7 protein-coding genes are annotated in these 21,121 nt (G+C 65.2%); 4 read left to right on the plus strand and 3 right to left on the minus strand.

What is annotated here, in order from left to right; all coding sequences use genetic code 11:
- Nucleotides 1-94: 94 nt before the first annotated feature.
- Both C1A15_RS07685 and C1A15_RS07690 read right to left on the minus strand, forming a co-directional pair.
- Nucleotides 95-940, minus strand: coding sequence for a TIGR03915 family putative DNA repair protein (locus C1A15_RS07685; protein ID WP_101722013.1), 846 nt, complete (start codon nt 938-940; stop codon nt 95-97).
- Nucleotides 937-2,379 carry a putative DNA modification/repair radical SAM protein gene (locus tag C1A15_RS07690; protein ID WP_101722014.1) on the minus strand — a complete coding sequence of 481 codons (1,443 nt, stop codon included), beginning with the start codon at nt 2,377-2,379 and terminating at the stop codon, nt 937-939. The genes C1A15_RS07685 and C1A15_RS07690 overlap by 4 nt, the downstream gene beginning before the upstream one ends.
- A gap of 228 nt (nt 2,380-2,607) precedes the next feature.
- On the opposite strand from C1A15_RS07690, the gene C1A15_RS07695 reads away from it, so the two are divergent.
- Nucleotides 2,608-4,230 carry a hypothetical protein gene (locus C1A15_RS07695; RefSeq protein ID WP_146001825.1) on the plus strand — a complete coding sequence of 541 codons (1,623 nt, stop codon included), beginning with the start codon at nt 2,608-2,610 and terminating at the stop codon, nt 4,228-4,230.
- On the opposite strand, the gene C1A15_RS07700 is transcribed toward C1A15_RS07695, so the two are convergent.
- On the minus strand, nt 4,217-4,558 hold the full coding sequence (locus C1A15_RS07700) for a helix-turn-helix transcriptional regulator (RefSeq protein WP_180953028.1): 342 nt from the start codon (nt 4,556-4,558) through the stop codon (nt 4,217-4,219). The two genes, C1A15_RS07695 and C1A15_RS07700, sit on opposite strands and share 14 nt — an antisense overlap.
- A 194-nt stretch (nt 4,559-4,752) precedes the next feature.
- Between C1A15_RS07700 and C1A15_RS07705 the strand changes: the two genes are divergently transcribed.
- The 3 genes from C1A15_RS07705 to C1A15_RS07720 all read left to right on the plus strand — a co-directional run bounded on the left by C1A15_RS07705 (nt 4,753) and on the right by C1A15_RS07720 (nt 20,967).
- The gene (locus tag C1A15_RS07705) at nt 4,753-5,043 is read left to right on the plus strand and encodes a hypothetical protein (protein ID WP_146001826.1); all 291 of its coding nucleotides are present in this window, start codon (nt 4,753-4,755) and stop codon (nt 5,041-5,043) included.
- A 675-nt stretch (nt 5,044-5,718) separates the two neighbouring features.
- Entirely contained in the window at nt 5,719-10,998 is a 5,280-nt protein-coding gene (locus C1A15_RS07715) for a leucine-rich repeat protein (RefSeq protein ID WP_180953029.1), read from the plus strand.
- An 870-nt stretch (nt 10,999-11,868) separates the two neighbouring features.
- Nucleotides 11,869-20,967, plus strand: coding sequence for a leucine-rich repeat protein (locus C1A15_RS07720; protein ID WP_180953030.1), 9,099 nt, complete (start codon nt 11,869-11,871; stop codon nt 20,965-20,967).
- The last annotated feature ends 154 nt before the right edge of the window (nt 20,968-21,121 follow it).

Below are 21,121 nucleotides of genomic sequence, written 5' to 3' on the forward strand. Positions count from 1 at the left end.
GCGGGCGCGGCACCCTCGGCCGGCAGCGGCGGGCGCGGGGCCCTCGGCCGGCAGCGGCGGCCGGCCATCGCTGGCCGACGGGCGAGGCGCGGGGCTATCGCGGGGAGATCTCGGTGCCGGGGAGGTCTTCCTGCATCTCGGTGAGGTTCTTCCAGAAGCGCTTGGGCATGAACTGACGGCGCAGCTCGGGATTGTAGCGAGCCTCCACGGCGACGGTGTCGTAGAAGCGCTTCCAAGCCTGCTGCATGAGCCGCTCTTCGGACGCGCGATCGGGAAGGTCGACGTGCTGCGCCTCCACGAGGTACCAGTCGGAGCCCCCGTACACGCCGGCGACGTTGTGCGCCTCGTCGAAGATGATGAACGGCTGCGTGTTGAAGCGCCCGCTGAACCAGTTCATGAGCAGGGGGATGACCGAGGCCGCAGGGTTGCAGCGCGCGAACCAGACGCCGTTCTCCAGGTGTTCGAAGCGGAGGAACTGCAGCATCCGGTGGCGCTCGTTCAGGACGGAGCGCTCGAGGCGATGGAGCGGCTGGACGGCGGGGTGCGCGAGGTCGTTCAGCACGTTGCGGCGCGTCCGCCCTCCGCGGCTCTGCGCCATGGCGTAGCGGATGAAACGGTAGACGATGGTGCCGGCGTCGGGGTGGTCGCTGAGCGAGGCGTGCTTGACGGCGTCGTAGGCCGCGTCGCCGCAGCGGCGCCTCAGTCCGCGCCGAACGCGCACGGCGTGCTGCTCGTTCGTCTCGATGACGCGCACGGTCTGCCCGAGGCGCGGCTGCAGCACGTCCGCGGAGGCGACGTCCTGCGGGTCCTCGCGGCGCGCGTACGCTTCGAACACGGCCGACAGCAGCCCCTCGAGCGTGCCGTCGTGGCAGTACGCCACGTCGGCGAGGGGCTCTTCCGCGGCGACGGGGGCATCGTCGGGCCGAGGCGAGCCTTTCATGCGCACACTGCTTCCGGCATTTCGAGGGCGCGCTGCCACCCGTAGACCCCGTCGGCCGCCGTCGGGGCGGCGGGGGCGAGCTCGCGCGCGGGCGCGCCCCCGGCGATGCGCGCCTTCTCGGGCGTCTCGACGCTCTCGAACAGGCTCATCTGCCCCGGCGTGGTCTTGTCGGCGCGGCGGCCGTGGTTGCCGCCCTTGATGGGCGCTGCCAGCTGCGCGCGCAGCCCCTCGCGGGAGAAGTCGACTCCCTGGCCCGCGTAGCCCCCGCTGCACGTGATGAAGAAGCGGGCGCGCTTGTAGGCGATGCCGAGCTTGCGCAGCTCCGGCTCGCGAAGGCTGGTCGTGCGCCGCGCCCGCACGATGAGGTTCGCCCCGCGCACGCCGATGCCGGGCACGCGCAGCAGCGCCTCGAGCGGGGCCGTGTTCACCTCCACCGGGAAGAAGTCGAGGTGGTTGATGGCCCAGTTCGCCTTCGGGTCGAGGTCGGGATCGAGGAACGGGTTGTCCTCGTCGATGATCTCGGTCACGTCGAAGCGGTAGAAGCGCAGCAGCCAGTCCGCCTGGTAGAGCCGGTGCTCGCGGTTGAGCTGGATGGCGTCGGTGCCGGGCAGGCGCTTGTCGTCGTTCACGGGGGTGTAGGCGCTGAAGAACACGCGCTTGAGCGACAGCGTACGGTACAGCGCGGCCGATAGGTTGAGGATCTGGAAGTCGCTCTCGGGGGAGGCGCCGACGATCATCTGCGTGGACTGGCCGGCGGGCACGAAGGCGCGCTCCTTCTTCTTGGGGCGGATCTGCTTCATGTAGGTGGTCTGCTTGCGCACGAGCGCCCGGGTGTCCTTGTCCACGGCGATGTTGTCGCGGATCTGGCGCATGGGCGCGATGATGCGCTGCTTGTCCTTCTCGGGCGCGAGCAGCTGCAGGCTCTTCTGGGAGGGCAGCTCCATGTTCACGCTCATGCGATCGGCCAGGTGCCCCAGCTGCTGCACGAGCTCGGGCGAGGTGCCGGGCACCGCCTTCGCGTGGATGTAGCCGCGGAAGCCGTGCTCCTCGCGCAGGATGGCGAGCGTCTGGATCATGAGCTCGGTGGTGTAGTCGGGGTTGCGGATGACGCCCGAGCTGAGGAACAGGCCCTCGATGTAGTTGCGGCGGTAGAACGCGATGGTGAGGTCGGCCAGCTCGCGCGGCTTGAACGCGGCGCGCGGCACCTCGTTCGACACGCGGTTCACGCAGTAGGCGCAATCGTACACGCAGACGTTCGTCATGAGCACCTTGAGCAGCGTGATGCAGCGCCCGTCGGCCGCGAAGCTGTGGCAGCATCCGGCGGCCAGCGTGTTGCCCAGCTTGCCCTTTTGCGCGTCGCGGTCGATGCCCGACGACGTGCACGCCACGTCGTATTTCGCGGCATCGGCGAGGATTTCGAGCTTGCCAACCAAGTCCATTCGTTCATCCGTTCGTCAGATCAAATGTTCGCGAGAATGTATGTTCGTATACTACGCAAACGAGTGTTCGAAGTCAAGGGGAAAGCGTGAGGGGTGTATGCGCGTTCGGGCTTCTTTCGCCCATCCCGCCGATTTCTGATAAGATGAATATATTCAACATTTGATCGATCGAGGCGCGAGGGCGGCGCGAGAGGCGCGCCGGTTGCGTCGGTGCGGGAAAGCGGGAGGATGTCGGGTTTCGACGACGAGTCATTGTCTTTGGAGAGCCTGTTCGCGTTCGTGAACGGGCCGGCGGAGCATGTCGAGGACGAAGCGCGTCGCGATCCGGCCGACGACGAGCCTCCTGCCGAACCTCAGGCTTCGACGGATGCTCCCATCGAGCCGCCGCTGGCCGCGCCGGAACGCGAGCCGGAGCCGGAGCCCCGACCTGAGCCGCAGCCTGCGCCCCGGCCGGAACCCCGGCCAGAGCCTCGGCCCGAATCTCAACCAATGCCCCAGCCTGCGCCTCAGCCCGCACCCGCGACCGCCGCGGAGATCCTGGAGCCGGAAGCGAAGCGCCGTGGAAGCGCGCCGGTTGCAGGCGGCGAGGATCTGCGCGTGCTCGAGATGATCGCCAAGGCTCCGGCCGTGTTCGCGCTGCCGGTTGCGGCGGCCGAGCCGTCGGCGACGGATTCCGAAGGGCGCGAGCCGGCCGCGAGGCCAAGCTCGGCCGAGGCGGCCGCTCCGAGCGCCGATCGCGCGACCGCGGCGCCGCGCGGGAAGCATTCCTCCGGCCGCCAATCGTTCGAGCGGGCTTTTCGGGGGAAGCACGCCTCGGTCGACGAAGGCGCGGCTGCGATCTCCGAAGGCGCGGCGGAAACGGCGGAGCGTCCCGTCGCGAAGCCGAAGGACGAGTGCGGCGCGTTCGAGGAGCCGTGCGAGACGGCTCTCGAGAAGGGGAGGACGGTTCCGACGCTTCTCGAGGCGTTGGCCGGAATCCAGGACGATCCGGGCGAGGTTCGCGCCCTGATAGACGAGCGGTTGGAGCAGCTCATCCAGCAGCGCTTGGACGAGGTGCGCGAAGGGGCCGGAGCGCGCGCGTCCGCCGACGAGGAGCCCGGGGAGCCGCAGGCGGCTTCGCCGGAGCGCGCGCCTGAGCCGGCTGAGCAGCGACGCCCCGAGCCCGTGGAGCGCAAGGCTGAGGCGAAGGCGGAAGCGAAGGCTGAAGCGGGGTCCCGGAAAACCGAAGAGCCGAAGGTCGAGGCGGTGTCGAGCGTGATGTTCGACGAGCCTCCCACCAGCCTCGAAGAGGGCATGAGGGAGGCCGAGGCGCTTCATCGGCGCGGGTTCGCGCGCAAGGCGGGCTTGATCGTCGCATCGGGCGCACTCGTCCTGGGTCTGATCGCGTTCGCGGCGTTCCAGCTGCCTCGGTTGGACGGCGGGGAGCGGGAGGCGAGCGATGACCCTCCGGCTGCCGAGACGGCACCCGAGCGGATCGATGCGCCCGAGGGCGAGGCGGAGAAAGCGAAGCCGGTCGAGAAGGAGAAAGACCTGTCGGGTTCCGTCACGTACCGCTACATGACGGCCGGTCCCGACGGGGAAGAGCGGCAGACCACGGAGACCGTGCAGTTCGACGCCGGGGGGTTGTGCGAAACGTCGACGCTCGAGGTGCAGCTTGCCGACGGTGAGGCGGTGGAGGCTTTCCTCGCCGAGTTGGAGCGCGACTTCGGATCGGGCTGCAAGGAGAGCGAGGCGCAGGGAGCGAACGCGCGCGCCGTCATCGACGTGTCGGCGAACAAGCTCGACCGCGAAGGATACGAGGACGCTCTGCGCGTGAGCGTGCAGGATTTGACGATCGTCAAGAAATCTTAGCGGCCGGCTGCTGCATGGCGGCGGCAAGCCCCTTCACGGCGTCGAGTAGAAACGCCTTGCGCGCCTCGTCGAGCTGTTCGTAGAGTCGGTTGATCTCGTTTTGGCGTTCGTCTGCGAAACGGTTCTCGGGCCATGTTCGGCCTGCTAGTTCGTCGATGGAGCAATCGAGGACATCGGCGATGCGGCGGGCCTCGTTGAGCGACAGCCCCACTTCTTCACGCTCCCATGAAGCATAGGTGCGAGGGTTTGCGCCAAGGACGTGAGCGAGGTCGGCTTGCGTGTCGTACCCTGCTTGTTTGCGGAGACTCTTCAGTTGCAGGTTGTGCATGATGCCCTTTCTGTCGTTCTTCATGGTACAGAAAGAATGAGTGCATCGCAAATATATACATTCATCCTGAGCTTGAAGGTACATAAATGCTGTGATAATGTGATATAAGTACATGTATATTGTAAGTTTTGGCAAGGGGATGTGGTATGGGGATACGGCGGAGAGCGCGTGAGGCCGCCTGCACGGATTTGCTGTTGGCAATGAAGCATGCTCTGTCGACGCTCGATCAGCTGCGGGCGGGCGCCGCGAGCATCGAAGGGGCTCTCGACGACTACCAACGGGCTTTGGACGAGGTGAGGACGCGCAACGAGCACGTGTGGCACGGGCGCAGGATCGTGGGGGATCTGTCGGAAGACGACTGGATGACGTGGGATTGCTGCCAAGGGCGCATCGATGCGACGGTGGAGGCGTGTCGGAGCTTGGGGTATCTCGCCTGGTGCGACGAGAACGGGTCGTGGCACGTGGAGTTCGATCGCGGCCGGTGATCGCTCAGCCTCTGTTGTGAAGAATATGTGGACTATATTCCGCATTGTCGACCGGTGGGATCGCGGGGATTGACGGCTTCCCATCTGCGGAGACGGGGTTGCTCGCGCTCGGCCGCGGACGCCGCGCTGTGCGACCGAACGCTTGGCGTGCGGGTCTTGCATGCTATCATGTCGAATATATGCCGCATATCGGCATGCAACGGGAACCTGGCAGCGATGCCGGGAAGCAAGAAAAAGGGGCAGTTACTATGGGAAGCCGATCTCAGATGATCGGCAGGTCGGCCTGCGCGGCCGTCCTGTCGTGCGTCCTCGTGCTCGGTCCGGCGCTTGATGGCGCGCGGGCATGGGCCGTTGATACCGCAACTGCGGAAACCTCCGGGGGGGGGGGGGTCACAGCTAGATAGCGCCGCCGCAGGCGGCGAAGGGGAGCCGGAGGGCTCCCAACGCAGCGAAATCGTCGAGCTGTCGGAGGCGTCCGAGGGGGCTTCCGGCCGCGAAACCGCCCCTGCCGCTCCCGGCAATGTAGGGCAGGCGACCGCCGAAGCCCCGCTGTCCCACGACGAGCCCCGACCCGTTGCCGGTGAGGTTCGCGTCGACGGCTTCGTTTACTCCGTCAACCCCGACGGCGCGTCCGTTGCACTCGTCGGTTGGTACGGCGATGCCCCTACGGGCGACGTGTCCGTTCCCGCCCGCATAGCGGTCGGCGAAACTTCCTTCGCCGTCGTCGCGCTGGGCGATTCCTCGGGAGAGGGCCTGTTCGCGGATGCTCCCGTCGCGTCCCTCTCGATACCTGCGCTCGTCGATGCCGTAGCCGACGGCGCGCTTTCCGGATGCCCCACGCTTTCCCGGGTGTCCGTCTCCTCCGAAAATCAAACCTACGCGTCCTTCGACGGCATGCTGTTCTCGAAGGACCTCTCCGACCTCCTGCTCGTTCCCGAGGGCAAGGAGGGCGTTGCCCGCATCCCCGACCCGGCGACCTCTGTCCCGGCCGGAGCGTTTTCCCGAGCGCCCGGCCTCTGCGAAGCCGTGGTCGGGGAGGGCAGCGCCGCATTCTCCTCGCGGGACGGTTTGCTGTACACGAAAGACATGAATACCCTGGTCGCGTGCCCGCCGGGCGCGGGCGGTGCCGTGGTGCTGCCGGAAGGCGTGGAGTCGATCGCATCCGGCGCGTTCGCCGGGTGCGCGCTGACGTCCATCACCGCGCTCGGCTTCGTGCGCGACATCGCGGCCGACGCGTTCGACGCGGAGGCGCGCGCCGGCTCCGTCGTGGCGCTGCCCGCCGGCGAGGACTACGAAGCCCGCAGGGCCGTGTGGAAGGCGGCCGGGTTCTCGAGCTTCAAGGAGCCTGCGAAGCCGGGCGACGTCGCCGTCCCCGAGCCGTCCGAGCCCGAGGCCCCGCAGGCCTCCGGCCTCGCCTACGAGGTGCTGGTCGACTACACGCTGGCCGTCTCCTGGCAGGGCGCCGAGGGGCCGGAAGGCGCCCTCGAGATCCCGGCAGCCGCCGAGGTGGGCGGCGTGTCCTACCGCGTGAGCGCGATCGCGGACGCCGCGTTCGCAGGACGAACCGGATTGACCGGCGTTACGCTCCCCGCGAGCGTGACCGCCGTCGGCGAGCGAGCCTTCGAGGCGACCGGCATCACGGAAGCCTGGCTCCCTGCCTCCGTCGCGTCGGTGGGCGAGCGCGCATTCGCGGCGTGCCCTTCGCTCGAGCGCGTCGTCGCCCTCGGCTCGCCATGGGTCGCCGACAGCGCGCTCGCCGAGTGCTCCGGCGTGAGCGTCTACGCCCCGTCGGGATCGGCGGACTCCTGGAACGTCGGCCTACCGGCCGCGGGCAACCACCTCATGCCCTACGGCGTCTCGCTCCCCGAAGAGCCCCTCGCCCTCGAAGTCGGCAAGTCCGCGAGCATCCTCGAAGGCGGCCAGCTCAGCGCTCCCGAGCCGATAGAGGCCTCCTACTCCTACGCCGCGAAGCCCCTCTCCGTCGACGCCGACGGCACGGCGACCGGCAAGGCCGAAGGCTCCTCCGAGGTCGCCGTAACGCTGTCCCTCGACGGCGTCGAGCTCGCCCGCGCCACCCGCACGGTCGAGGTTGCGGCAGCACCAACTGAGCTGGCGGGGCCGATCAAGCGGGAGTCGTTCTCTGCTGAACGCATCAAGCCCATGTCGTTCACTGCGCTCCCTGAAGACTTGCTTGGAACTTTGGAAGGGCCTGCGACCTCGCGTGCGGCGGGAGACACGTTCGTTGCCACCGTCCCCGGAGGTCAGCAGCTGCTGTGCACGATCGAAAGCGGGGGCGACACCGTTGCGATTGCTGAAGCGTCTAACAAAATCGCCGGCGATCTGGTCATCCCCGAAACAATCACTGATGCCTCCACGGGCAAGTCCTATATCGTGCGTTCGTTCAGCTCGTTCTGCTTCTCCAAGTGCTTCAATCTGACGAGCATTCATTTTCCTTCGACGTTAGTAGAATTCAAAGATGACTATACCCTGGTAGACGGCTTGAAGATGACCTCCATCACCGTTGATGCAGCCAACCCCCGCTTCTCTTCAAGCGATGGAATCCTGCTTAGCAAGGACGGAAGCGAGATCGTACGGTATCCTCCTGCCAAGCCGGGCGCTTCGTATCGTATTCCCGACAAGGTTGCGAGCGTCGTTTCTACGGCTTTTCGAAGCCCGCGATTTTTGGAGAAGCTTTCCGTCGGGCCATCCACGACTCGCTTGGCATCTCCTGTCGTATCGCTGTCGATCTCATTCAAGGAATTCGAGGTGGACGCGGGCAATCCGGCTTACGTCTCACAAGATGGCGTACTGTTCTCCAGGGACATGAAGACGTTCGTTCGCTATCCTGAACGCAGGACGAAGGGTTCCTATGTCGTTCCGGATGGAATCGTGAACGTTTCGGATCTGGCGTTCTACTCGTGCGAGTTAACATCGGTTTCACTGCCCGAGGGAGTTCGCGACATCAAAAACGGTACGTTCAGGTTGTGCCAGATGCTCGAATCTGTGGTGATTCCCTCTACGGTGGAACGTTTCGGTGCCGACTCGTTTCTGGGCTGCGTTGAGCTCGATGAGATGCTGCTTCTTCAAGAGGATGGGGCGACGCTGTCGATCGACGGATCGGAGACGTTCCAGAACGTGTCCGACAGCGTTCGGTTTTACGCGAGGCAAGGCTCGGTCTTTTCGGGATCTGCCGCCGATTTCGTGAACGCTCGTCTTACCCGTCTGTCCATGCCGGCCGTCACGCCGACATCAGCGCGCTTAGGACGCGGCGAAACAGGTACTGCTTCCTACGATGCGTCTACGACCATCGTGAAGCCGTCGCTCATCGAGACGACCGTGGGGTGGGGGTCTACCGACGAATCGGTGGCAACCGTCAGCGCGGCCGCGGGCTCTGCGACGGCTGCGTTCACCGCGGTAGCGGGCGGGACTGCCCAGGTGCAGGCTCAGCTGCGGTACGGTTCGACGGTAATCGCTACTTCGTCAATGGATGTGCAGGTTGACTGCACTGTGGCATACGACTCGCAAGGCGGCTCGAGCGTCTCGCCGGGGACGTCGCCGGTGGCGGTGGGCTCGGCCCTCGCGAAGCCGGCGAATCCGTCGCGCGCGGGCTACGTGTTCAGCGGCTGGTACAAGGAGCCGACGTGCGAGAGCGCGTGGGATTTCGCCGCCGACAAGGTGGCCCGCGACACCGTGTTGTACGCTCGGTGGGTCGCGGGCAATCCGTTCGGCACCTGCGGTTGGAGCATTGACAATGCGGGCAAGCTGACCGTCTGGCCTGCCGAGGGGACGAGCGGCACGCTCCCCTCGATGACGGCTGCGACCGATGTGCCGTGGGATGCCCTGCGCGCGTCGGTGACCTCGGTGGAAGTGCGGCCGGGCGTGGCTGCCGACGGCGGCTTGGCATGCCTCTTCCAAGGCTGCGCTAATATGACTGCGGCGGACCTCGCGGGCCTCGACACGACCAACGCTACGAGCATGTCCAACCTGTTCCAAGGCTGCTCCAAGCTCGAAGTGCTCGACGTTTCGCATTTCAGAACGTCGCAGGTGGAGGACATGGGCGGCATGTTCAAAGGCTGCTCGGTCCTTTCCTCGCTGAAGGTTCCCGACGGGTTCGTGGGCGCGAGCGTGTCGACTGCCGCGCGCATGTTCTTCGACTGCCCGGCGCTCATCGTGGTGCCCGTGAACCTGTCCTTCGCCGATGGCTGCGACATGGCCGGCACATTCGGTTTCACCGAGAAGCCCGCCGCCTGGGTCGCCACCAAATACGACGGCGACGATCGCAGGCTGCTCGATTACGACTGGCTGTCCGACGGTCGCATTCTCAACCCCAGCGAGTTGTCGAACCCGCTTCCGATGGTCGGAACGGGCGAGGGCCGGTGGTCGATCGACGCCGCCGGGACGCTGTCCATCACGGGCGAGGGCGAGGTCGACAGCCTCGGGTGGGTGACCAACGCGCCCGGCGAGCTGTGGAACAAAACGCACTGGGGCCCGTACCGCAACCTCGTGAAGAAGGTGGTCATCGACCCGCGTCTCAAGATCGAGAACATGGAGATGTGGTTCCTGGATATGGTGAACCTAGCCGACATCGCCGAGGCTCGCATACCGCAGGGGTGCAAGAGACTGGATAACGCGTTCAACGGCTGCTCGTCGCTCGTGTCGCTGCCCGGGGATTTCGCGTTCCCCGCTTCAACGGAAACGCTCAACGGCGTATTCAACGGCTGCTCGTCGCTGGCTTCGCTGCCGACCGGGTTCAGGCTGCCCGACAACGTGTGGGACGTGTCGTGGATGTTCGGACGCTGCGCCCAGCTGCGCGAGCTGCCGTCCGGGTTCTCGCTGCCTGGGAGCGTGACCTCCGTGCGCTCTATGTTCAGGGATTCCGGGCTGGTCGTGCTGCCGGACGGCTTCCTGTTGCACGACGGCATGGAGGAGCTTTCGTCGATGTTCCAAAGCTGTTCGTCGCTGGCTTCGCTGCCGGAAGGGTTCACCATCCCCGCGAGCGCCACGAAGGTCGACATGATGTTCTACCGGTGCACGTCGTTGGCGATGCTGCCGGAGGGGTTCGCTATTCCGACGGACGCGCCGCTTGACCCGGCCACGCTCATGAACCGTTTGTTCGAGGGGTGCGACCGACTCGTCGCACTGCCGTCCTCCTTCGACTTTCCGCTTGATGCGGCAAGGGCGTCGACGAACCCGTTCCTTGCCTCCTCGGCGGGCACGCTCACGTACTGCGCCGATCCGAGCGAGGCGGTGAAGGCGTACGACTGGAGCGCTCAGAACCGGACGCTCGCTGTGCCGGGCGACCCCGACCATCCGGTTCCCGACGGCGTGCGCGTCGCCACGTTCAAGCTGCCGAAGGCCGCCGATCCTTCGCGGTGGGACACGTATGCCGTCGCGCTCGCGGACGCCGACGGCCTGGTGGCGAACCCCGGCGACCCGGCTCGGTTCGGCTACGCCTTCGAAGGCTGGTATGCCGATGACGGGTGCGCGCAGCCCTTCGACTTCGACGCGGCGGTGGCGGGCGACGTGACCGTGTACGGCAAGTTCGGTGCGCCTGTTCTGCGTTACGAGGTGCCCGTGTCCGCTGAGGTGACCGTCCAAGCGTCGGGCGACGTGGTGGACGACGACCTGGTGTTCCGTTCGTTCACGCCAGTGAAGACGCAGGTGGCGGGAGTGAGCGCGGTGGAAGGCCCCGGGGCGGCATTGCTGTTCCCCGACCCTGGGCAGCGCCAGAACGTGTCGCTGGTGCTGCGTTTCGGCAAACGCGACACGCCGGTGTGGTTCGGCGACGAGTACGCCGCCGCCTTCGCGGCCATGGAGCCGTCGGCGGGCTTCCTCGCGCCGACGGAAGCGAGGGGGGCGCTGTCTCTGGACCTCGACGGCGTGCAGGTTGCCTATTCCGAGAAGCCCGTCGAAGACGTGGCGAGGCTGGTGTGGACCGTGAAGGCGGCTTCGTAGGCTGAGGTGCGGCGGCGCCCATCTCGGGCGCTGCCGGAAGGGCGCGCTTATGCAGCGCGCCCGGTCTTGCCCCGCTGGGGGGGGGGTGCTCGCTTTTCTTCGTTCGCGCACGCTTTTGTCAACCAAAACGGCCTCGAATGGCCAAAATTGGTTGACAAAAGCGTGCGCGAGCTGCTGCATGGACGGATCGTTGCCCTCGATCGCGATGAGGGCCGTGGCGGCAAGCGCAACGTTGGGGAAGCGGTGGCCGGTCGCCCGGCCGTCTGAAATCCCGCCGCCCAGAGCCTTGCTGCCTCGCTTGCTTATTGTGTAGAAAATGTGAACGCGCAATCGGGTGAGAGGAGCAGGCGGCACCTGTGCTGCATATATTCTACCTGCGCTTTTGCGGGGAGCGCTGCATGGTTTAGCACGGGCGCTTCGGAATGCGCTTGCCTGCGAGACGAGGTTTACAAACTGGGAACGCGTGCTACTATGCGGAATATATGCAGCAGGTAGGGAAGCTGTTGCATGTGCATCGAGGGGGCGAATCGTCGCGGGAAACGACGATCGTGCCGTTTCGGCGATGCGCGCGCCGACGGGAATCGGCGTGGATACAACGGGAATATGCAAAGGGACAGAGGAATCATGGGATCGAGAATCGTTCATGCACGGACGAGCGCTTCCGCGCTCGCGCTAACCCTTGCTCTCCTCCTCGCCATGGGCGCTCCGCTTGACGCTGCCGGCGCCTATGCCGCCGACCTTCAGGTCGAGCAAAATCCGGGGGGGGGGGCTTCACAGCCTCTAACTAACGCCGAAGGCGCTGAAGGCGGCTCCGGTGATTCGGGGCGCGCCGATGCTCCTGCTTCCGGGCAGGTGGTGGAAGAAATCGAGTTGTCTGGCGAGTCGAAGGAGTCTTCGGAACCCGTCCTTCCCCCCGTAGAACCTGCTCCTCCCGCCAATCAGACCTCGGCCGACGTGCCGCTGGCTTCGGAAACTCCGAAAGCCTCCACTGGCGAGCTCGTCCAGGACGGGCTCGTCTTCCGCATCGACGGCGAGACGGCAGCCCTCGTGGGAGTGCGCGCCTCGAGTCTCGACGGCGAGGTCGTCGTGCCTGCAACCGTGTCGAGCGGCTCGGATTCCTATGCGGTCGTTGCGGTCGGCGATCCCGACGCGTCCGAGGGCGTGCTTGACGGGGCGGCCGTCGTTTCGCTTTCGCTGTCCGAATCCATCGAAACCATCGAAGACGGCGCCCTCGCGGGCTGCCCGTCGCTCTCCCGCATCTCCGTCAGCTCGAAGAACGAATCCTTCGCGTCCTTCGACGGCATGCTGTTTACGAAGGATATGACCGGCCTCTTGCTCGTTCCCGAGGGCAAGGAGGGCGTTGCCTGCATCCCCGACCAGACGGTTACTGTCCCAGCCTCGGCTTTCTCGCATTGCGCCAGGCTCTCCGCCGTCGAAGTCGGGGTGGGCAGCGCAGCCTTCGCCTCGCGGAACGGTTTGCTTTTCACGAAAGACATGAATACCCTGGTCGCGTGCCCCGTCGGCGCGGGCGGCGCGGTCGTGATTCCTGAAGACGTGGAGTTCATCGGCTCCGGCGCGTTCGCCGGTTGCGCGGCGGCGTCGATCACGGCGCTCGGTTTCGTGCGCGACATCGCGGCCGACGCGTTCGACGCGGAAGCGCGCGCCGATGCCGTCGTGGCGCTGCCCGTCGGCGAGGACTACGACGAGCGCAAGGCCGTGTGGAAGGCGGCCGGGTTCTCGAACTTCAAGGAGCCCGCGAAGCCGGGCGACGTGTCGCAGCCGGAGCCGTCCGAGCCCGAAGGCGGCGACGGCTCGACCGCCCCGCAAGCCTCCGGCCTCGCGTACGAGGTGCTGGACGACTACACGCTGGCCGTGTCTTGGCAGGGAGCCGAGGGGCCGGAAGGCCATCTCGAGATCCCCGCGACCGCCGAGGTGGGCGGCGTGTCCTACCGCGTGAGCGCGATCGCGGACGCCGCGTTCGCGGGGCGCGCGAACCTGACGGGCGTCGCGCTCCCTGCGAGCGTGGCCGTCGTAGGCGATCGTGCGTTCGAAGCGACCGGCCTCGCCGAGGCCTGGCTCCCGGCCTCCGTCGCGACGGTCGGCGACCGCGCTTTCGCAGCGTGCCCCTCGCTCGAGCGCGTCGTCTCCCTCGGCACCCCCTGGGTCGCCGACAGCGCGCTCGCCGAGTGCTCTGGCGTGAGCGTCTACGCCCCGTCGGGTTCTGCGGACTCCTGGAACGTCGGCCTGCCCGCCGCCGGAAACCACCTCATGCCCTACGGCGCCTCGCTCGCCGAAGAGTCACTCGCCCTCGAAGTCGGCCAAAGCGCCAGCCTCCTGGAAGGCGGCCAGCTCGACGCCCCCGACCCCGTCGAGGCCTCCTACTCCTACGCCGCCAAGCCCCTCTCCGTCGACCCGGATGGCACGGCGACCGGCAAGGCCGAAGGCTCCTCCGAGGTCGCCGTGACGCTGTCCCTCGACGGCGTCGAGCTCGCCCGCGCCACCCGCTCGGTCGAGGTTGCGGCGGTGCCGGAGCCCGAAGCGCCCGCAGTAGAGCCCGAAGCTCTTGAGGATCCCCAAGTGCAGGCACCTTCGAGCGAACCGGAAGTCTTGTCGCAGACCGTTTCCCTCGCCTCGACGGCTGCGAAAGAGGAACGTGCGATCGATCGCGATAGCGTCGATCCGTTGTCGATGGCTGCGCTGTTGACTACGGGATCTTCGTTTGAAAAGACGGTGAGCACTGGCCAAACGCTTGCATTCGACGTGGTCTCAGAAGACGAGCAAAGCAAAACCGGCACCGTGTCGGTTTCGAAAGGCGACGTTGAGCCGGTGGGCGCGCTGACCGTGCCGGCTGTGGTTGAGCATGGCGGCATCACGTACGATGTGGTTGCCGTGGGTGCGCGCGGCTTCTTCGAGTGCAATGCGCTGATGTCTGTTTCCTTCGAAGGGGACAAGATGAAGTCCTTCGGCGAAAGCTCGTTTGACGGGTGTCGCGGCATGCTGGGCATCGCCCTTCCGGAAAGCCTCGAATCGTTGGGCAGGAGGTCGTTCGCGAACTGCGGTTCCTTGATTAACGTGAGCATTCCCGATTCAGTAAGGACCTTCGGGGAATACCTGTTCCTTGACTCCAGCTCGCTGTCCGAGGTTACCTTGGGAACCGGGTACCGCAGCGCATCTGCAGGAGATTTTGCCGGATGCGGCCGCTTGAGCAGGATCGTGGTTGAAGGCGAGGTTGCTTCGTTCGCGTCGAGCTCTTTCAACTATGTGCCCACCGAATCGGTGGATGTGCTCGTTTCGTCTGACCAGGCAAGAACAGCTTGGCTCGAATCGTCACGCGCTGCCGGAATCGCATTCTCGGATAGCCGGGTTAGGGTGGCAGGGGAGATGTGGACCGTCACGTTCGAGGCGAACGGGGGCACGCCCGCGGTGTTTACGAAGGCGGTGCCGAAGGGAGAGCCCTTAGGGTCGACTACGGTTCCTTGGAAAAACGGTTTCGGCTTTGCTGGCTGGTACACCGACGAAGCGTGCACGAGCGCTTGGACGGCGACGGATCCTGTCATGGAAGATATGACCTTGTATGCCGAATGGGTCCAAGAGGCTCGAGACGGCGGGTTCGTGTACCGCATGCGCGAAGACGGGACGAGCCTGTCCGTTTCGGCTGAGAACGCATCGGGCCTTCGCGGTGCCGTGGCTATTCCTGGCGGCAAGGACATGGGAGGGACGGTGTATCCCGTCGCGGAAATTGCCTCTAACGCGTTCTCGGGCGCATCGGGGTTGACGTCGATAGAGATTCCCGACTCTATTCGGGAGATCGGGTCTACGGCTTTCAAGGGCTGCGCCTCTCTCGCTACCGTGGTGATCGGGGACGCGAGCGAGCTTGAGGTGGTCGGCTTTGACTCCTTCTCGGGCTGCACGTCGCTCGAAAGCGTGCGTTTGCCCTCCTTGGTCGAATCGATCGAGCCCGGTGCGTTCTACGGTTGCTCCGAGCTTGCGACGGCGGATCTTTCAGCATGCGCCAACTTGAAGACGATCAAATCCGCTGCTTTCAGCGATTGCGCATCGCTTGAGTCCGTTATGCTGCCTGACACGCTAGAGGCCATTGAGAAAAACGTGTTTTACCGGTGCGCGTCGCTCGATTCCATCGTATTGCCATCGGCGCTGAAAACCATCGGTACCCGAGCCTTCTTCGAATGCGCTAATTTGTCGCAGGGCATCGAAGTGCCTTCGGGCGTTGAATTCATGTTCGACTCCACCTTCCAAGGATGCTCTGCTTTGCCTTCGGTGGACTTGCCTGGCGTAAAAAAGATCGGTGAGCAAGCATTCGAGTCTTGCACGAGTCTCGAATCCGTTTCGATGCCTTCGGTGTCCAGTATCGCGCCCTTGGCTTTCAAGGGGGATGTCTCTTTGGCATCGGTTTCGCTTCCCGACACGCTAACGTCGATCGGGCAGGATGCGTTCAATGGATCGGGTCTCCGCTCGGTCGAGATCCCGTCTTCGGTCAGAAGCCTCTCCATGGGTGCGTTCAGCAAGTGCGCCGATTTGAAAACGGCCACGGTGGACGCACGTGTCGAAGCGGTTCCTGCGTGGCTGTTCTCCGAGTGCACCGGTCTCGTCTCCGTGCTTCTTGACGACGGCATCGCGGAAATCAAGACGTCGGCTTTCGGTTCGTGCAGCGCTCTTTCTTCCATCAACCTGCCCCTGTCTCTGACGACGGTGGCCTCCAATGCGTTCGAGGGATGCGAGTCGCTGTCTGCGGTGAGGGCGGAAGGCTCGATGCGCTCCGTCGATATAGCTTCGGTGTTCTCCGACGACGTCAAATCCAAGGCGACGGTGGCGCTTCCGCCGACGTCGCGCGATGGAAGCGGCGAGAGCTTCGAGACGATGTCCGAGGTGTGGAAGTCCAAGCACGGGTTCAGCAAGGTGATCTGCACCGAAGGAGCGCTGCCGCTGGAAAGCGATGCGCCCGGCTCGCCCAATGCCGATCCGGCGAAGGCCGGCTGGTCGCTCGACGAGAACGGCGTGCTCAAGGTATGGAGCACTGAGAAGCTTGCCGATTTCCAGTGGCGGCACACCGGCTCCGAGTTCCGCGAACAGTACTGGGGCCCGGTGCGGAGCCTCGTGAAGAGCGTCGACACGACGGGCGTGCACTCGGCGTACAGCCTGTGGGCATGGTTCCGCAACATGCCGAACCTCACCGACATCTCGAAGTTCGCGGTGCCTGCCGAAACCGTCGAGGTCATCGACGTGTTCACAAGCGACGAAGCGCTGACGGAGATCCCCGCCATTGCGTTCCCGGACAGCGTCACCAGCGTGTGGGCTTGCTTCAACGCGTGCAACTCAGTCGAGAGGATTGCGGACGATTTCGTGCTTCCGCCGAATTTGATCCAGGCGAGGCACCTGTTCGCGGAGAATACCAGCTTGGCCGAGCTGCCCGCCGCATTCTTCTTGCCGGATACGGTGACGGATGCTTACGGCCTGTTCGAGGGAAGCACTTCGCTCGCGCGTCTGCCCCAGGGATTCGCGCTGCCTCGTGACATCGAGGACGCTACCAGGATGTTCATGGGTTGCTCTTCGCTTGGCGAGGTGCCGGACGGCATCTTCGCGAAGAGCGGTTCCGTCAAGCTTGCGAGTCGCATGTTCGAGGGCTGCGCATCGCTTCCCTTGCTGCCAAACGACTTCGCTGTGCCCACGACGGTCACGGACGCTCGTTGGATGTTCCAGAATTGCACCTCGCTCGCCTCGCTGCCCGCTGGCTTCTCCGTGTCTGCAGGGTGCAATGTGACCAGCATGTTCGCGATCGAAGCCGATCGCCTGGTCGACGGTCAGAAGCTTTCGACCTACTATGCCGGCAGCGGCCTGGCCGGCTACGATTGGGCGGCGTCGAACCGCACGCTGGTGGCGCCTTCGGCCAAACCGGCGAACGCCAAGGAGATCACCCTAAACGTGAAGGCCGATGGCGAGGCCGGCCCCGGCTCGTACTGGACGACCGCCTACACCGACGGCTCCGGTTTGGTGGCCGAACCTTCCTACGCGCCCTCGCGCCTGGGCATGGTGTTCGCCTTGTGGTACGCCGACGAGGCGTGCACCCAGCGCGTGGACTTCTCGCAGCCGTTCTCGGCCGACGCGACGCTGTACGGCAAGCTCGTTTCCGGCACGATCGGGGGCGCGCTGCCCACCGAGGCCGGCACCGGCAGCGCGTTCTGGACGCTCGCCGACGACGGCGCGCTGTACATCCGCGGCGCGGGGACGATCGATTTCATGATCCCGGATTCCGGATGGAACGCGCCCGAATATGCGTGGGCTTCGTATCGGTCGTCGGTGCTCAAAGTGTCCATGTGCCCTTCGGTAAAGGCCACGAAGATGCACAGCTGGTTCTATCAGTGCAAGAACCTTTCCGATGTGAGTGAGGTGTTCTTGCCGGAAGGCGTCAAGAGCCTGCACCAGACGTTTTCGGAATGCAAGTCCATAACTTCGCTGCCCGATGGGTTCTGCATTCCGGACAGCGCGACGAACGCGGCGAGCATGCTCAGGTGGTGCACCTCCCTCCGATCCCTTCCTTCTTCGTTCCTGCTTCCCGATACCGGCAAGCTGGGCAATGTGTCGCATATACTCGAAAGGTGCACGTCCTTGGCATCGCTGCCCGAGGGGTTCTACGTTCCCGGATCGGTGCGGTATATGGAGATGATGCTCTACGGCTGCTCCTCGCTCGTCGGGCTTCCCGACAGCTTTTCGATGCCTGCGGATACGCTGGGGGTGGGCAAGTTCTTCTATGTTCCGCTAGATCTCGGTCAGCCGCGCTTGACCACCTATTACTCCGGATCCGATCCCGTTGTGCTTGGACACGACTGGGAGGCCGACAACCGCACGCTGGTCACCGACCCCGCCGACATGGGTGAGTGGGGCATGCGTCAGGTGAAGCTCCGAGTGCAATCGCCCGACGAGACGAAGGTCTTCCCGTGGGAGACGCGCACAGTGGCCTGGACGGACAAGCAGGGCGTCCTCGTAGATCCCGGCCAGCCGCAGCTGGAAGGCTACGCGTTCAGCGGCTGGTGCGTGGACGAGGCATGCCTCGAGCCCGCCGACTTCACGAAGCCCTTGCCCGTGGGCGTCGACACGCTCTACGGCAAGTGGGCGAAGCGCGGTGGACGCGGAACAGCCGAGGGCGCGCTGCCGACTTTGTCGGGGGAGGCCTGGTGGCGCATCGATGCCGACGGGACGCTTGCCATCGGCGGCGAAGGCAAGATCGAGGACTTCCAGTGGATTTGGCAGGACGGTGCGACCGACAGCGCAAGGAATACGCAGCATTGGGGTCCGTGGCGCACCGAGGTCTCGAGAATCGAGATGAGCCGTGCTCTCGATGTGCAAGGCGGTATGCGCTATTGGTTCTTCGACATGGACAACCTCGTCGACGCGTCGGGTTTCTTCGTGCCCGCAAGTGTTTCGGATCTGAGCGATGTGTTCGGGTTCTGCTCGAAGCTGACGAAGCTGCCTGATGACCTGAACATCCGTGAAGGAATCACGTCGGTGGCGTCGATGTTCAATATGTGCTCGAGCCTTTCCGAGCTGCCTGTCGGTTTCAAGCTTCCCGACAGCATCCAAAACGCGAGCTGGGCGTTCGCCCGCACGGCATTGAAGACCGTACCGGACGGGTTCTCGGCTCCTGCCGACCTCGTCGAGGCCGAAGGCATGTTCGGCGAATGCGCCAAGCTGGAGCTGGTGCCGGACAGTTTCGATTTGTCTGTATGCACGAATCTTAAAAACGTGAGTTACCTCTTCTACCAGTGCCATAGGCTGCGCGCGCTTCCCTCCGACTTCAGCATACCTTCGACCGTGGTCAAGGTTGGCTGGGCGTTCTTCGAATGCGAGAACCTCACGGCGCTTCCCGCAAGCCTCAAGATCGCCGAGCTGTCGGACGAGGCGAAAGCGACGGCTTCGACTATGTTCTCGTTCTGGGTGGAGCGCAATCCGAGGCTGGCAACGTATTATCCTGGCGCCCTTTCCGACATGCCCTCGAACGGCGATTTCTGGAACGCGCAGTATCGTGAGCTCGTGTCTGCGGTTCCCTTAGGAAAAAACGAGGTAAGTCTGATGCTTTCCGATTCGGACACGAATACGTGGCGTGCCTGGTCCACGATACTCGTTGATGAGGGAATCGCCTTTTCGGAACCCGCAGCTCCATTGAAGAAAGGATTCATGTTCGTCGGATGGTTCGTTGGCTCCGGTTCGGATGCCGCCCCGTACGATTTCTCGAAGACGCCAGAAGAAAACGGGGTGGTCGTAACGGGCGGTTCGTTTTCTCTGTATGCGAAATACGTTGCGACGAGCGGGCCGCTGCCGACCGTCGGCGGGGAGGACGATGCCTCGTGGGAGCTGGCGCAGGACGGCACGCTGTCCATCCGCTCGGGCAGCTCGCCTATCGCCGATTTCGGATGGGGCGAGAGCCTCGGTAGCGGCTCGTCCCAGCACTGGGGGGCGTTGCGCTCGAAGGTGAGCAAAATCGCCATGGATCGTGACGTGACGGTCGAAAGCGAGATGGACGGTTGGTTCCAGGGGATGGCGAACCTCATCGACGTGGGCGAATTCCGCATTCCCGACGGGGTGGCGTCCGTGAGGTCGCTGTTCAACGGATGCTCCTCGCTGGAAAGCCTGCCGAGCGGATTCACCTTGCCGGAGGGCGTCACGGACGCCTATCGCCTGTTCGACTGGTGCACGAGCTTGGGGTCCTTGCCCGAGTCGTTCTCGCTGCCGTCCACCCTCGAGGATGCGTACGCCCTGCTTGCGGACTGCCCTGAGCTCGAGAGCCTGCCGAGCGGTTTCCAGCTGCCCGATGGCTTGAAGAACGTTCAGAGCATGTTCTACGGCGATTCGAAGCTGCGGGCGCTGCCCGAAGGGTTCTCGCTTCCGTCCAGCGTCGATGCCCTGAGCTATATGTTCTACGGCTGCGAGCGGCTCGAGTCCCTCCCGCAGGGGTTCGCCATCCCTGCGAGCATCGTGGCGACCAGCTTCGATTCCATGTTCTACGGGTGCTCGTCTTTGGGATCGCTGCCGGAAGGGTTCGACGTTCCGGAAAGCGCGACCGCAGTTCGAGAGATGTTCTTCGGCTGCACGTCCTTGAGGTCGCTTCCCGCCTCGCTCGATCTTTCGAAGCTGACGCATGCGACGGGCGTCTCGAGCATGTTCCACGTGGGGGAGGGATTCTCCGGGACGTTGCCGACGTACTTCGCAGGAGCCGACGCCTCGCTGCTCGCTCCGCCGGGGACGGCTGACGTCGCCTATTACTGGAAGGAGAGCTACCGCCGCGAGCTGTCGGCGGGCGCGCCGCCTGCAGGCACCCACGCAGTCACCTTCATGCTGCAGAGGACCGGCGAGGACGCGCCCTCGGCGTGGCAGACCGTGCTCGTGGACGAGGGCGCGGCGTTGCAGAGGCCGGACGACCCCTACGCGTTCGGCTACCGCTTCGGCGGCTGGAAGCTGAGGGGCGCGGACGGCTCGCTTGCCGACTACGACTTCGGCGCGCCGGTGGCCTCCGATCTCGTGCTGGCGGGGACGCTCGCGATGGAGGTGGATGTCGACGTGCCGATCCAGGCGAAGGCGACCGTGGACGCGGCGGGGAAGTGGAGCCCCGGCGAGGTCGAGTTCAGGTCGCTCACGCCGGCGACGGTGCGCGTCGCGGGCGTGTCCGGCGAGCTCGCGCCGCATGCGGGCGAGCTGTTCCCGAGCGGCGCCGAGAAGGTGGGCGTGAAGGCGACGTTCGGGCGCGCGTCGGGCGCGGTCGTGCCGGGGTCGCCCGATCCTGCGGAGCGCTCGGTCGGCCTGAGCGCGAGCCTCGCCCCCGCGGCTCCGGGCGCGCCCTCGCTCCTGCCGTGCTCCATCGCCGTGGAGCCCAACGGCGCGCAGGTGAGCTACCAGCCCGGCGACGGCATGGCCACGTTCGCGAGGTTGTCGTGGACGATCGAGGTGGCGGTCCCGTAGCCGGTTGTCGCCGGGCCCCGCGATAGGAGAGGGCCCGGCGGCATCGGCGGCTGCTGGTCGGCTGGAAGCCGGATTCTGGCACAAATTTCGAGGTAGGTAAACGAAACCGGTTCGAAAGCGTGCATCGATCACGAGCTTTAATAGGAAAGGCCAG

The sequence above is a fragment of the Eggerthella timonensis genome (genome assembly GCF_900184265.1).
Taxonomy (GTDB): domain Bacteria; phylum Actinomycetota; class Coriobacteriia; order Coriobacteriales; family Eggerthellaceae; genus Eggerthella; species Eggerthella timonensis.